The following is a 14165-nucleotide window of genomic DNA, read 5'->3' as shown; positions in this document are numbered from 1 at the left end:
CGATGAACCAGAAACACCGACATCCGCTGCTCGGCATCAACAAGTCGCTGCTTTATTCATCAGCCCAGATAAGTTACACTCCCATAAATCTTTTTTTGGGCTTGTACTTGTGTCTGTTGAAACCTCCCCTTCCAGACTAACATTCGCTGAATACCGCTTCTTGTTTCGGGCAGTGGATGCTATTGATTTCCCTGAATTTACCGGCTCATTATGGCGCGGAGCATTTGGTCATGCATTACGTCACCTGCATTGTTGCGGGCAAGAAGTCCATACGGATGATTGTTTGTATGCACGGATTTTCGAGCCACAAATGCCAGAAGTGCGTGAAGATGCCGGTATTCTAAAAACCATTTCTACCTTTCCCGTGCCGTATGTGTTTCGGGTGCAACGCCAGCAAGCGCGGCGGCTCAACCCCGGCGACTGGTTTTCCGTCAAGCTGTTGTTGGTGGCACACGCTAACCATTACGTGCGCCCAATCATTGAAGCCATGCAATTGGCGGGGCAAGGCGGTTTGGGCAAAGGCTATGGGCGGGCAGCTTTGCAAGAAGTGGTGCAATTGCCGGTGTGTGGCAATGCCAGCGTGATTTACGCCGATGATATTTTCTTCCGTGCTGCACCGCTTGAACCACCCACCATACCCGAACCCGCCACTTCTGCCCGCATTCATTTCATTACCCCAACCAATATGGGTGACCACGGTGAGGGCTTTGCGGTGGAACGCTTTTTGATGGGTGTAGTGCGGCGCGTTTCCTTATTGCACCAGTTTTACACCAATTCACCACTGGAAGCGGACTTTGGCGAACTCAAACATCAGTCCGCCCACATCCGCCACAAAGCCAATGTTTGGTCAGGGGGCTGGCAGCGTTATTCCTCGCGCCAACAGCGTGAACAGCCGGTGAAAGGCTGGTTGGGCGATATTTTTCTACAAGGCGGGAACTTGGCTGACTTTTGGCCATACTTATACCTTGGACAATGGTTGCACACGGGCAAGAGCACCAATATGGGGTTGGGGCGATACGAGTTACAACGGGTTTTACTGGAAACATAACGGGGGCTACATGCCACAAGCTGAAACGGGGGAATTACTGCCCAACATGGTGCAGGAAATTCAACGCATTGAGGAAGACAGCACCTATTCCTGCAAAGGGCATTTCAATGCAGCGGAAGACTGGAAAAGCTGGAATCTGGTATTGGGGTTGCCCGCTGCGGTGGTCACAGCACTGGCGGGTGCTACAGCGTTTGCCGATCAGGCTTTCTGGGCAGGCATTCTGGCTACCATTGGCACGGTACTGACCGCAACGCTGACTTTTTTAAAGCCGTCTGACCACGCTTCCACCCACAAATCTTACGGCGACCAGTTCCTGAGTTTGCGCAACGCGGCGCGGATTTTCCGGGAAATCGAACTGGTCAGCACCACCGAGCAAGACATGCAGGCACTGAAAAAGCGTTTGCTGGAGCTATCGGTCAAAAAGGACGAACTGAACCAAACCGCGCCAGTGATCCCGCGTAAAGCGTATGAACTGGCACGTAAGGACATTGAAGAAGGGCGACATCGGCACGCGGTCGATCAATAAACGGTAAGGATAACGTTATGGGGCATCATTTTCTGTTGGTGGAAGGGGTCAACCTTTACGCCAATATCTACGACACTGACCAACTCAGTGTGATTCGTGGCAGCAGCTTTTTGTATAAGGATGCGGTCACGCATATCCAAAAAGAGTTTGCGGCTGATCTGGAAGCGGTTTCCACGGGGGCATCGTCCGGCTTATTCTGCCTGAAAATGGCTTCAACGAAAGCTATCGAGGGTATTGCCGAAGCTGTGACGCAGAGCTTGCGGACACATCCGCAGTTTCGCCACCTGACTTTTCTGGTGGAACATTGTCAAGCTGGGGACATCTTGCAAGCCAAACGGCAGCTATGGGCGCAATTGCATTTCCGCCAGTTACGCGCTTTGACACTTACCCCTGATGTATTTGAAGGCAAACACACCAGCCGGGATGAGCCATGCGAACTGGAAGGTATCCGTATTGCGGCTAACCGTACACAACGCAAAGTCCAAGCGACGCTGGATAAGCCCAAACGCCACTTATCCCTGTCCGTTTTCCAACGCCGTGAATACGGGCGGCAGCAGAAACAGAGTTATTACCTCAATGGATTGAGCGATGACTTGCAAAACAGGCTGGCGAAGTACCGTTTTGTGCCTGATATTGAAACACTCTGTGAAAACCCAGCCTACGGCAATCTCAATGGCAAAATGGCTGTCATCTATATTGATGGGAATGGCTTCGGCAAACGTCAAGACAGCTACCTACAAAAAGCGATTGGTGCGGGACAGGATGGTATTGCCGCACAGCAAGCCTTTGATGATTGTATCCAGACTTGGCGCAACCAGTTCTTGGAGGACATCATAACCAAAATGCTGGACGGCAAATTACCCGATGCAGTGACACGTTTCAGTGAAGATGAAGAAGACGGTGGTGGCAACTTTCCCGCAATTCGTCTGGAAACATTACTCTGGGGCGGCGATGAAATGCTGTTTGTCTTACCCGCATGGTTAGGAACCAGCTTTTTGCAACAGTTCTTTACACATACCCGTTTATGGGAGCTGGATGACCAGCAGCAAGAGCAATTCACCCATGCAGCGGGAATTGTATTCTGCAAAGCGAAAACCCCGATACGTATTATCCAAAACCTTGCCCGCAAATTGGCAGAACGGGTAAAGGACAAGTACGGGCGGGACAAAGATGGCTGGGATTATCTGGTGCTGGAATCGGTTGATTACCCGACCCGTGACGATCTGGATGCTTATTTTGGAAAGCGCTACGGTACGGCTCTCCAGCAATCACGCCCAGCAGGACACCCATCCGCTCCAAATTGGCAGGTAGCCGAAGCCAGTTTGCACCGTTTATTGGGGGATGGCATGTTACCGATTCGCCAGCTTTACCGCATCGTTGACACGTTTAATAGTAACGAACCACAGGGAACGCTGGATTGGAATGGCTTATGTGATGCCACGCAAGAAACCATCCAAGAAGCCAGTCTTCAGGAACAGGCAGAGTTCCAGATGCTGCGTACCTTGGACGGTGCAAACAGGACAACCGTCGAGCAAGAGCTTCCTGTCATGATTGAACAGTTGTTTGCCTTGGACATGGATGAGGCGAAAGAACGCGCTTGGTGCTGGTTACATTTATTGGAATTGTGGGACTACCTAATACCTGCCAAGGGGGCTAAGCCATGAGTAATAAAAAACCCAAGACAAACCCTGTCCAAAACATTGTGTACGAATTACGCCTGACATTTGCCGGGCCATTGCTGTCACAACAGTCTGGTACGCTCAGGCTTGGCGTGGACACGGCTATGCAGCGTTACCGTGAACAACCCGCTATCAATGGCAGTCTGGTTCGGGGAAATATCCGCGATTATTTGGGGCAGCTTGTCGAAGCCTTGCCAGAGAACAAAAGTCAGTCTCTGCTCAATGCCAGTTTGGACTGGTTTGGGCAAGCATCCAGTGAAAGCAACATGGAACCACAGCGGGGTAATGTTCGTTTTGATCTGTTCTGGCTGTTGCAAGACAAGGATTTTCAAGGTGGGCATCGCACCCGTATTCAATTGGGTGAACAGGGAAGTGTCGAATCGGGTGCGTTGCAGACGATTGAAGATTGTTTCCCCACAGGAACTAAACCCGTATTTAGCGGAAAATTACGCGCCACGTTCAAAGATCCGGAAGAACGCCAACGATTCGAGAAATGGATTAACAAAACGCTTAGCTTTATCCCGGCAATGGGAAGTCTGAAAGGTATTGGTTATGGTCGGTTATTGAAAGCCGAACTCAAACCAGCATCAATGACTGCGACTGGAAAGAAAACGCCCCTCTCATTACCGGCAAATACTGTTCGCTTCGGTATCAGCCTTCACTTGGATCGCCCCTTCTGTATTGGTAAACCGCGCACACCGGACAGCAACCGGGTCGTGTCTGACGATTTCATCAGTGGCAATGTGATCAAAGCGGTCATCGCTAACCAATATGCCAGCGAACAAGCGCGAGAGGATGCTTTGTGCTTTGACCAACTGGTCTTTAGCCATGCCCTGCCTGCCAAAACCGCAACACGTCAACCACCGCTACCGTTGAGCCTTGCGTTTTATCAAGATAAGCTGGTGGATATGTCGGGTTTGGATAACCCGCAACATTTTCTCTGGCAAGACATCCCTGCTTTCCAACCAGACTGGAAAGATGCGCAATGGAGTAAGGCAAGCGAAGACTGTGGTCTCAGCCTAGCCAGCCCTGAACGTTTGCTACTGGTTAGGACAGAAATTTCCCGTGACAGTGGTACGGCTGAAGAAGGTCGCCTATTTAGTGTGGAGTGTGTTGACCCGCATGATTTTGCTTGGTACGGCAATGTTGATTTGAGCTTGGTTGCTGATGAACGCCGCCCGCAAGTGCTGAAAAACTTGGTGGCTTGCTTGCAACAAGGGTTGGACGGTATAGGCAAAACCAAAGCTTATGCACAAGTGGACGTTTACCCGCAAGCATTTGCCACACCACATGGAGCAACACCACAAGTCGGTGAGACAGCAATAGTCACACTGATGAGTGATGCCCTTTTGTTGCCTGCACATCTCGAACAGGTGTTGGCGAATCAATGGAGAGATGGAACGCAATCAGACAGTATCCTGCATTCCTTGTATGCGGCTTATTGGGAAAACGTTGCAGGGAATGGCTTGAGCTTACAACGCCATTTTGCTCAACAAAAACGCCGGGGTGGAGCCTATCAGCACCGACATTTCCAGAATCGGGATGCTTATGCCCCGGAATGGTTGACGGTTGCCGGAAGTGTGTTTGTCCTAACCGTGGAAACCAATGCAGGTCTGGAGAAACTTCAACAATGGATGCGGACAGGTTTACCTACCCATACAGAAGCAAAGGATCAGCCTGTAACGTGGAAAGATACCCCCTATCTACCTGAACACGGTTTCGGGGAAATTTGTGTCAACTGGTCTGCTCAAACAGAACGCCCATTGCAAAACGGAGGTGACAACGCATGAGCTATCGTCGTGTAACCCTTAGCGGAACCCTCACTACCTGTTCAGAACTGCACATTGGTACGGGGGATGAGGCTACATATACCCGTGCTACTCCCACAGACAAGGAAGAAATCTTTTCATTCAATACGTTGTTACTGGATGTAGACAAAAAACCTTATATCCCTGCTTCAACACTGCGTGGTTATTTGCGCAGCCTGAGTGTGGACGACAATACCCGTGCTTTCTTGTTTGGAGATGCACGGCAAGCAAGCGATGCTATTGCACAAGGGCAAGCAGGCGTTGTGCGGGTATATGATGCCCGACTCAAAACATCAGGTGGAGACAGGGCAAAGATCAGTCGAACCAGTATTGATGCTGTCAGCGGCACAGCTAAACGCCACCACCTTGCCACTCACGAAGCTGTTCCGGTTGGCAGTGTGTTTGACGTAGAAATCATGCTGGAAGGCAACCAACGCACCCCAATCACGGAGCAAGACATTGCTACGCTGCTGCTCGCGTTGCAATCCTTTGGCGAACAACCTAGTGGACAATTAGGCAAAGGCAAAAGCAGTGGTCAGGGTTGCCTGCGCTGGAAATCCGTTAGTGTGCTGGGGCTGAGTGAGGTTGATTTCTGTTCTTGGGTTGGCAGACCAAATGCTACACCACTCACTAGCAGCTTCAAACCCATTCCACTGGATAACCTTGCGACTCTAACGGTAACGGGTATTCGCAGTGGCGAATGGGTAGAGGAAACCTTTGGCTTGCAGCCTGAGTCGCCGATACTGATTAACAACCCACATGACTCAGATGTACTCAAGAAGTATTCCACGGATGATGCGGAAGACAGGAAACGCCTGCCCAACCATGCTTTCATGGTGCGGGGCAAGCAAGCACTTGTTCCCGGCTCTACCCTCAAAGGCTGGTTCCGTGCGCATTGTCGCCGCATTCTGCTCACGCTGGCGCAAGATACCAGCAGTAAGAAAGCAGAAGACGTAGACGTATTGCTTAAACAACTGTTTGGCAGCACTGATGGTGAAGGGCATGTGCGTTTTTACGATGCGACAGTAGCGTTTACCGAAGATGATAAACACTGGCAAACCTTCAATGCGGTTGATCGTTTCACAGGTGGGGTCAAAGATTCAGCTTTGTATAAAGTCAGGGCATTGTGGGTCAGGGAAATGTTCAGCGGGCGCATCGCTTACCGCAAAGACAAGCTAACCGGCTGGATGCAGTTGCTATTACTGTTTGCATGGCGGGATGCACAAGAAGGTGATTTAGTGCTGGGCTGGGGCAAAAGCAAGGGCTATGGGCGGGTACGGTTGGTATCTGAACACGGCGGCTGGAATGCTTGGCTGACAAAGCTAGACGATGAGACCTTGCAGCAATGGGAAAACGAGTTGTTGCAACAATTGGGCGTGATGACACAGGAGCAAGCAGCATGACAGAATTCCATCACCCTTATCAGTTTATCCGGGTCGACACCCGTAAAACCAAAACCGATGAGTGGAAAACACTGGATGGGTTGGAACGGGTCGAAAACCGTTTCATCCGTCACGATTACTGGCATAAGGATGGGTTGTCTGGGCGTATCACCTGCACACTGAAAACACTCAGTCCGCTGGTGGTGGGTGCTGAACAACAGGCGAGTAATAAAGACAAGGGAGTTCCGGGCAGTGTCACACCCTACCGTGACCGTGATGGTAATCCAGCGATTCCCGGCAACAGTCTGCGAGGGATGGTAGGTAATATCGCCGAAACCATCAGCCAATCCAGCTTGCGGGTGCTGATACAAGCGGAAAATGGGGAATACTCGGTCAGGAAAGCCGCACAAGCTGAAAATGCGGGCATTGAAGATGCTCCCCTGAAAAAGCTTGGCTTGCTATGCAAACAAGCTGATGGTCATTTTGCCATTTACCCATTGGCAGATGAAGACAACAAAGCTATCCCAGTCGGTGATTATCTGGATAAAGGCGATAATGCGGAATGCCGCCAACGCTGGCAGAAAGAAACCCAATTTCTGAAAAAACAGGCTTGCTATCAGCGTCATCACAATAGCCAATCCCATAGCTATGGTTCGCACGCAGCAGGTATTTACTACATACGCGGTGAAAACAAACAACTGGGCAAACGGCGTGAATATTACCTGCCGTGGGATGGCAAGATTGATGATGGCAAACTGTTACCCATCAAGTCCAATGTGGTAACAGTGTTGGAAACGATTCTGCGCACACTATACGCCACGATTAAAGATCCCAAAGATCGTGCAACCAAATCCGAGCAAATGTTACCCAAAGGTTATGCTAACCAGCCGCGTGGCTGGGAAGTCAAGGATGACAAGCCTTTGGTATTGGATGGCGACTTGTTGTATTACCGAGAAACCAATGGTGAAGTGATAGAAATCAGCTACTCCTCCATCTGGCGCAAGGCCATACCCAGTGATCTGCATGGGGCATTCAAGAAAACGGCGGGGATCAACAGTCTACCCTGGAATGCTGAGCGGGATGCCCTCACCCCAGCCGAAGCCTTGTTTGGCGTTGTGGAAGACCAACCGGATGAAAAGAAACGCGGCGGTGCGCGTAATCTGGCATCACGGGTACGTTTTACCGATGCCATTGTTACCCAGCCGATTGAGTTGCAAGATGCGGTTATCTTAAAAATCCTCAACTCTCCCAAACCGCCATCGCCTGCCCTGTATTTCAGTGGTCATGGGCGGTATGTTGCCAAAACCGACCTTGATTTGGGTAGTGACACGCCTAACGGACGTAAGCAGTATCTGCCACACCCCCGTTCACTCTTTGAGTTACCACGCAATGACTGGGAAACACAACGGGAAACAGGGGATAAAGATTACCGTCCTCACATGCACCTGCGCTGCCAACCTATTCCTGCTCAAGTGGAATTGCGTTTTTATGTCCACTTTGAAAATTTGAGTGAAGCAGAACTGGGTTTGTTGTTGACCGCGTTACAACCCGCAGAAGCAAGTAGTACCTTTGTGCATCGGCTGGGTCTAGGCAAGCCCTTGGGTCTTGGGCATGTGCAACTTGAAGCTGATGTGGAAACGATTAATCGCCAGCAGCGTTATTCACGTCTAGGTTTGCAGGGTGGGCGTTATCAAACATGGTCAAAACAGCCTGACATCAGCCTTGTAAATGCCAAAGCATTAAAAGAATTGCGCTGGCTTGCCAATCCCAGCAATGTACCGGCACATATTCCAGTGTGTTACCCATTTGACTCAAACAAGGGACAAGAGGCGTATAGCGAAGGCGAAGGGTTTAAGTGGTTTGGCAAAAATGACAGCCGCAACCAACGGGCTATTCATCAGGCTTTAGAGAGTGTTGCCCCCGGTAAGCGGTTGCCAACACTCGCAAGTTAGGTGGTCATGCTATGAGTCTACACACCCTGTTGCCGCTGCGCGGTTTGGTGATTACCTTGCGCTGTACTGCGACGGCGCGGCTGGCGTTTTTTCATCAGCCTGCGTTGACCGCGTTTTTGCGTTTTCTGGCGGGTTCACCTGATCAGTATGACCAGCTTATCCGCATTGATACGCCGGAAAGTGGGCGGGTCAGTTACCGGGCGGGTGAGCATTACCGCTTCTTGTTGCTGGGGCTGGCGGGGAGTGAGGCGTTGCTGGATGCGCTGCTGGCGGGCTTGGCGGGTTTGCCGCAGAGTGCGCCGAAACAGGGCGAGGGTTTGCCGTTTGCGGACAATTGGCGGCTGGAGGCGGTGCAAGATATGTTCACCGGCAACCCGGTAAGCAGTCTGGCGGAGGCGTGTTGTTATGATGTCGATGCCTTGCAAGCCGAAGTGGCGTTGTGGGAAGGCAAGCAGCAGGTGCAATGGCAATGGCTCTCCCCTGCCCTGTTGCTCAAGGATAAGCAGCAGCGTGAGGCGGAAGGCGTCAAGGCCAAAGGTGAAGCGCGGTATGTGCGTGATGCGCCCGACTTGAGCGGGGCGTTGTTGTGTAGCCGGGTGCATACGGCGGTGGCGGATTTGTTGCGGCGGCGCGGGGAAACCCAAACCATGCCGTTGACGACAGCGCCGCCGGTGGAGATCAGCGCTGCGCATCTGTTCTGGTTGGAAGCGGGTTATCGCGGGGCTGACCATCAGTACCAAAGCATGGGCGGGGTGAGTGGGCACCTGAGCTTGCACTTGCCTGCTAATCTGGCGTTAGGGTGGTGGGAATTGTTGGTGCTGGGGCAATACCTTGGCATGGGGCAGCGCACCACGTTTGGGTGGGGTCGTTACCTGCTGGTGGATGCGGAAGGTGGGCAAAGTTACCGGCGGGTGTTTCCGGCGAGTTCCTTGCTGATGTTGGCGCAAACCGAGGAGAACCTGAGTCAGGCGTGGGCGTATGTGCAGGCGGGGCAAGACATCCCCGATGGTTTGGTGGATGAGCCGGAAGTGGCGCGGTGGTATTTGCCGGACGATGAAGACGATGATGCGGTAAGTATAGACGCGGATGCTGAGGAAGCTATTCCCAGCAGTGAGTTGCCGTTGGAGCAGTTGCAGGCGGATTTGGAGCGGGTGTTGCACGGCACGTATCAGCCACCGGTAGCACAGGGTTATTGGTTGCCGAAAACCAGTGGCGGGATGCATTTGTTGGCGGTTGCGCCGACGTATGATCGGGTGTTGCAGCGGGCGGTGCAGCAGGTGTTGGCGCATACCTTGGGGGCTTTGTTGGCGGCACAGCGTGAGGGGCGAGATACCGATCCGGGTCAGGCGATTCGTCAGGCGTGGGCGGAGGGCTATCGTTGGGTGTATGAGGGCGATATTCAGGACTTTTTCGGCAGCATTGATCTGGAACGGTTGCGCGGGCGATTGGTGGCGGTTTACCACAACGATCCGGTGGTGGCGGCGATTCTTGGCTGGTTGCGGGCGGAGGTGGTGTGTGCGGGTGAATCCGTAGCGCGGACGCGGGGTTTGCCGTTGGGGTCGCCACTCAGCCCGTTGTTGGCGGAACTGATGCGGGATGATGTCGAGCACCAGCGTTCGGCGGCAGCCCCTGCGGAGCAAGCGTCAGGTGTGATTATTCATGAAGTCGGGCAACGCGAACGTACCGGGAGCTTTGTGACCGTCACGGGCGATCCGGCGGTGCTGACGACTTCCAATGGGCAGTTGCACGTTTACCGTAAGGATGAGTTGCTGATGCAATTGCCCTGGAACAGTATCGAGATGGTGTTGCTGCTGGGGAATCATCAGGTGACGACGCAGGCAATGCACACGGCGTTGGATGAGGATATTCCGATCCATTTGGCGAGTGGTAAGGGGAATTATAAGGGGTGTATTACGCATAACCGTAATAGCCAGCATCAGAGTTTGTGGGTGCAGCAGATTCTGGCGTTTCAGGATGAGGCGAAGGTGTTGGCGTGTGCCAAAGAGGTGGTGCAGGCGCGGTTGATCCACATGAAGGAGACCTTGCGGCATCGGCAGTTGGCGGAGGATTTGCCGGTGATTAATGGGGCGTTGCGTAAGTTGCCGAAGGTGGATTCGTTGGCGAGTTTGCTGGGGTATGAGGGGAGCAGTACGCGGGAGTATTTTGCGCGGATTGCGAGTGTGTTGCCTGTGGATTTTCGGTTTGAGGGGCGGAATCGTCGCCCGCCGCGTGACCCGTTTAATGTGTTGTTGTCGTTGGGGTATACGCAGTTGTATAGCTTGACGGAGAGTGTGGTGCATACGGTGGGGTTGTTGCCTTGGCAGGGGTTTTACCATCAGCCGCGTGGGCGTCATGCGGTGTTGGCGTCGGATTTGATGGAACCGTTCCGGCATTTGGTGGAGCGTAGCGCGTTGTCGATGGTGGCACGGGGGGAGATTGTGGCGACTGATTTTCGGTATACGCCGGAGCGGGCGTGTTTGATTAGCGATGCGGCGCGGCGTAAGTTTTTGGCGTTGTTGATGCAGGGTTGGGAGAACAAGCTGACGGCGCGGGGGGATGATGCGGCGAAGAGTTGGTTGGATCAGTTGCGGGCGCAGGCGTTGTCGTTGAAGGGGTTTGTGACGAAGGGTGAGGCTTTTCATGCGTTTCGGGCGCGGTGATGGTATAATTTTGTTCCCGCTCCTGTAACGTGAGGGGGTTGGTGGTGGCGTAATGCGCTAATCATAAACGATTCACCAACCCTTTGTGATCAATGACTTGAGCATTTGCAACGAGTGAAAATGAATGCTGTTTAACCGCTTTTCTGTCCGTACCGCTGAGGTTCACCAAATCGCCGTCCAAGGCATTGATTCTATTGGTGGAAAATGGGGTGCTGTTGCAGGGGCGGGATGCCGTTTAGGCTGTGAGACAACATATCACCATTGGCGACGTGTTTGCAATCCGTTGCAGGGGCGGGATGCCGTTTAGGCTGTGAGACGAATCAGTTTCGGGGCTACTTTTACAGCTATCACCGTTGCAGGGGCGGGATGCCGTTTAGGCTGTGAGACGACTCAAAAGCTTCTTTAGTTCGTGGGTATGCGTTGCAGGGGCGGGATGCCGTTTAGGCTGTGAGACATTGTCCCATATAAGGCGACCTAACAAAGGTGCTTCTGGTTGCAGGGGCGGGATGCCGTTTAGGCTGTGAGACTTGAACTAGATGATAGCTGTACCATTTTTCGTAGTTGCAGGGGCGGGATGCCGTTTAGGCTGTGAGACGCAGGCGCGGAAAGACGAACAACGCGAACCGGGGTTGCAGGGGCGGGATGCCGTTTAGGCTGTGAGACACCAGGTTTATATGCATCAGTCATAGCAGTTCTGTTGCAGGGGCGGGATGCCGTTTAGGCTGTGAGACCGATGAATGGCACCACTCAATTTTCCGGCTTCAATGTTGCAGGGGCGGGAGGCCGTTTAGGCTGTGAGACAACATCCGCATTGATAGCCGCACGACTGCACCGAGTTGCAGGGGCGGGAGGCCGTTTAGGCTGTGAGACGCTACGTTGCCAGACAGAGTATTGCTGCCTGCGATATTGTTGCAGGAGCGGGATGCCGTTTAGGCTGCGAGACCCAAATACTGATTGCAACTGTAAACCTCACCGGGTTGCAGGGGCGGTATGCCGTTTAGGCTGTGAGACCCCGGGCATGGCGTGTGTTTTTGGTGGCTGGTGTTGCAGGGGCGGGATGCCGTTTAGGCTGTGAGACTTGTAAAACTCCTTGCGATCGATCATAAAAAAATCCGTTGCAGGAGCGGGATGCCGTTTAGGCTGTGAGACTTGTACTGAATGGGATTAAGCGACGAACCCGGTTGGGTTGCAGGGGCGGGATGCCGTTTAGGCTGTGAGACTGTAAGAAAATTTCCATTCAAACGAACCATTTGAGTTGCAGGGGCGGGATGCCGTTTAGGCTGTGAGACCAACCGCACAGTTTCCGAAGTGCGCCACGCTTTGTTGCAGGGGCGGGATGCCGTTTAGGCTGTGAGACCACTACGCCAGCGCCAGTGGATTGCACGCCGAGTTGTTGCAGGGGCGGGATGCCGTTTAGGCTGTGAGACTAGTTACCGTTTTCCTTCACGCACTCTGGGTTCGTTGCAGGGGCGGGATGCCGTTTAGGCTGTAAGACGCCTTCTCTACAAAAACCTCTTGAACCAAGAGTTGCAGGGGCGGGATGCCGTTTAGGCTGTGAGACATATGCACCTCCAGTGCAAAATATTGAAAAACACGTTGCAGGGGCGGGATGCCGTTTAGGCTGTGAGACATTTGCGTTTGCTTGCCCTTGAACGTGTCAGAATTGTTGCAGGGGCGGGATGCCGTTTAGGCTGTGAGACGCATTACTTCATCTGCCTCACTGAGTTTACTAATCAGTTGCAGGGGCGGGATGCCGTTTAGGCTGTGAGACCGTCACCTTCTTCACTCCGAACCTCTCCCCCATCCTCAACCCCTTCCCCCGCAAGGGGTGAAGGGGCTAAGAAGTGTCGTTTTTCACTTAACAACGCACAGGGGTTTCCTCTTGCTCCCTTCACCCCTTGCGGGGGAAGGGTCGGGGATGGGGGGAAACGGCGAAGCCGCAACTGGTGTAGATACCCATACCGATAAAAAGTGCTACACTATGTGCACACAACCAACCGAGAGGTGTTACGATGCAAACTGTCGAAGTCTACACAGCGCGTGATTTGCGTAACCGTTCCGGCGAACTGCTCAAACACGCCACCGACGGCAATATCAGCATTATCACCAAGCACGGCAAACCCTCCATCTTAGCGATTCCGTTTGATGCCCACCTGCTACAACACGGCATTCACCGCGTCATCGCCCTGCACATGGTGCAATCTCGCCAATTGACACTGGCACAAGCAGCAAAGCTAGCAGACATGAATTTGTCATCCTTCATCGAACTGCTCGGCGCAAGCGGCATTGATGCCGTGGACTACCCACCCGAAGAACTCGAACGCGAATTGGAGAATGCGCTTGCTGCCTGTGATCATAGCTGATGCCAGCCCATTGATAGGGTTAGCCAAGATTGGCAGGCTGGCACTGCTAAAAAACCTCTACCAACACATTCTGATACCCCCCGCTGTTTATGCTGAATTGCAGGCGGGGAGTTTGCGTCCGGGCGGTGCTGAACTTCAGCAAGCCCTAATGGAAGGTTGGCTAGAAACCGTCGATTATGCTGCCATTCCAGCCGCTGAAGTCAGCGAATTAAAAGAGCGTTTAGACCCCGGTGAAGCCGAAGCCATTGCCCTTGCGCTACACCTTCCCGCCGATTTGTTATTGATTGACGAACAACGCGGCAGAGTGATTGCGCAACAAAAAGGCGTGCGCATCATCGGCACAGGTATCGTTCTAGTCACAGCAAAGCGGCGCGGACACATCGGCAATGTCAGGGCGGAGCTGGATGCCTTGTTTCGCTGTGGTTATCGTTTGTCAGCCGCCTTGCGTGAACAATTGGCAGCAATGGCGGGAGAGTGATTCATCAATAGGGTGATATTGAAAATGATTTCAGGGAAGCAACGGGTTATGGTTTTGATGCGCTCACGGAAAGCGAGGCGCGTTATCTTTCCAATTACAAACCGTCTCAAACCGTCAGAGATCGCATCCTTGAAGAAAGAGATGCGGCAATCAGCCGCCGAAATGGATAAAATACTGGGTATCTGACAAACGATACCGAAGGCGAAGCCCCTCCCCGTGAGGGGTTTCGTCGTTCAGGACTGATGAAAAAACAGAGCAGTGATTAGTCA

Annotated in this window: 9 protein-coding genes and 1 CRISPR repeat array; all 9 genes read left to right on the top strand. The window is 52.8% G+C overall.

What is annotated here, in order from left to right; all coding sequences use genetic code 11:
- The first annotated feature begins 109 nt into the window (after positions 1 to 109).
- The 9 genes from cas6 (at position 110) to J1836_RS20970 (ending at position 13896) form a co-directional block, all read left to right on the top strand.
- Complete coding sequence (cas6, locus tag J1836_RS21010) at positions 110 to 1048, top strand: CRISPR system precrRNA processing endoribonuclease RAMP protein Cas6 (RefSeq protein ID WP_207253079.1); 939 nt, start codon at positions 110 to 112, stop codon at positions 1046 to 1048.
- Between the two features lie 10 nt (positions 1049 to 1058).
- On the top strand, positions 1059 to 1574 hold the full coding sequence (locus J1836_RS21005) for an SLATT domain-containing protein (RefSeq protein WP_207253078.1): 516 nt from the start codon (positions 1059 to 1061) through the stop codon (positions 1572 to 1574).
- Positions 1575 to 1591: 17 nt separating this feature from the next.
- Positions 1592 to 3238, top strand: coding sequence for a hypothetical protein (locus J1836_RS21000; RefSeq protein WP_207253077.1), 1647 nt, complete (start codon positions 1592 to 1594; stop codon positions 3236 to 3238).
- The gene (locus J1836_RS20995; protein ID WP_207253076.1) at positions 3235 to 5043 is read left to right on the top strand and encodes a hypothetical protein; all 1809 of its coding nucleotides are present in this window, start codon (positions 3235 to 3237) and stop codon (positions 5041 to 5043) included. The genes J1836_RS21000 and J1836_RS20995 overlap by 4 nt, the downstream gene beginning before the upstream one ends.
- Positions 5040 to 6464, top strand: coding sequence for an RAMP superfamily CRISPR-associated protein (locus J1836_RS20990; protein ID WP_207253075.1), 1425 nt, complete (start codon positions 5040 to 5042; stop codon positions 6462 to 6464). Before J1836_RS20995 ends, J1836_RS20990 begins: the two co-directional genes overlap by 4 nt.
- Positions 6461 to 8395, top strand: a complete 1935-nt coding sequence (locus J1836_RS20985; protein WP_207253074.1) for a TIGR03986 family type III CRISPR-associated RAMP protein — start codon at positions 6461 to 6463, stop codon at positions 8393 to 8395. Before J1836_RS20990 ends, J1836_RS20985 begins: the two co-directional genes overlap by 4 nt.
- An 11-nt stretch (positions 8396 to 8406) precedes the next feature.
- Entirely contained in the window at positions 8407 to 11055 is a 2649-nt protein-coding gene (gene cas1 / locus J1836_RS20980) for a CRISPR-associated endonuclease Cas1 (RefSeq protein WP_207253073.1), read from the top strand.
- Positions 11056 to 11269: 214 nt separating this feature from the next.
- Positions 11270 to 12826: direct repeats of the CRISPR family, unit length 35 nt; unit sequence GTTGCAGGGGCGGGATGCCGTTTAGGCTGTGAGAC.
- A gap of 241 nt (positions 12827 to 13067) precedes the next feature.
- Entirely contained in the window at positions 13068 to 13418 is a 351-nt protein-coding gene (locus tag J1836_RS20975) for a type II toxin-antitoxin system prevent-host-death family antitoxin (RefSeq protein ID WP_207253072.1), read from the top strand.
- Positions 13405 to 13896, top strand: coding sequence for a PIN domain-containing protein (locus J1836_RS20970; RefSeq protein ID WP_278189519.1), 492 nt, complete (start codon positions 13405 to 13407; stop codon positions 13894 to 13896). Before J1836_RS20975 ends, J1836_RS20970 begins: the two co-directional genes overlap by 14 nt.
- Positions 13897 to 14165 lie beyond the last annotated feature (269 nt).

Source organism: Thiothrix fructosivorans (genome assembly GCF_017349355.1).
GTDB classification, from domain to species: Bacteria; Pseudomonadota; Gammaproteobacteria; order Thiotrichales; family Thiotrichaceae; genus Thiothrix; species Thiothrix fructosivorans.
Note: the sequence above shows the minus strand (reverse complement) of the source record. Positions and strands in the feature narration are given on the sequence as shown.

Bases quoted from the DNA above. Each gene is read 5' to 3' on its own strand.
- J1836_RS20995 (WP_207253076.1), top strand. From the start codon at position 3,235: ATGAGTAATAAAAAACCCAAGACAAACCCTGTCCAAAACATTGTGTAC.
- J1836_RS21005 (WP_207253078.1), top strand. From the start codon at position 1,059: ATGCCACAAGCTGAAACGGGGGAATTACTGCCCAACATGGTGCAGGAA.
- J1836_RS20990 (WP_207253075.1), top strand. From the start codon at position 5,040: ATGAGCTATCGTCGTGTAACCCTTAGCGGAACCCTCACTACCTGTTCA.
- J1836_RS20975 (WP_207253072.1), top strand. From the start codon at position 13,068: ATGCAAACTGTCGAAGTCTACACAGCGCGTGATTTGCGTAACCGTTCC.
- cas1 (WP_207253073.1), top strand. From the start codon at position 8,407: ATGAGTCTACACACCCTGTTGCCGCTGCGCGGTTTGGTGATTACCTTG.
- J1836_RS20985 (WP_207253074.1), top strand. From the start codon at position 6,461: ATGACAGAATTCCATCACCCTTATCAGTTTATCCGGGTCGACACCCGT.
- J1836_RS21000 (WP_207253077.1), top strand. From the start codon at position 1,592: ATGGGGCATCATTTTCTGTTGGTGGAAGGGGTCAACCTTTACGCCAAT.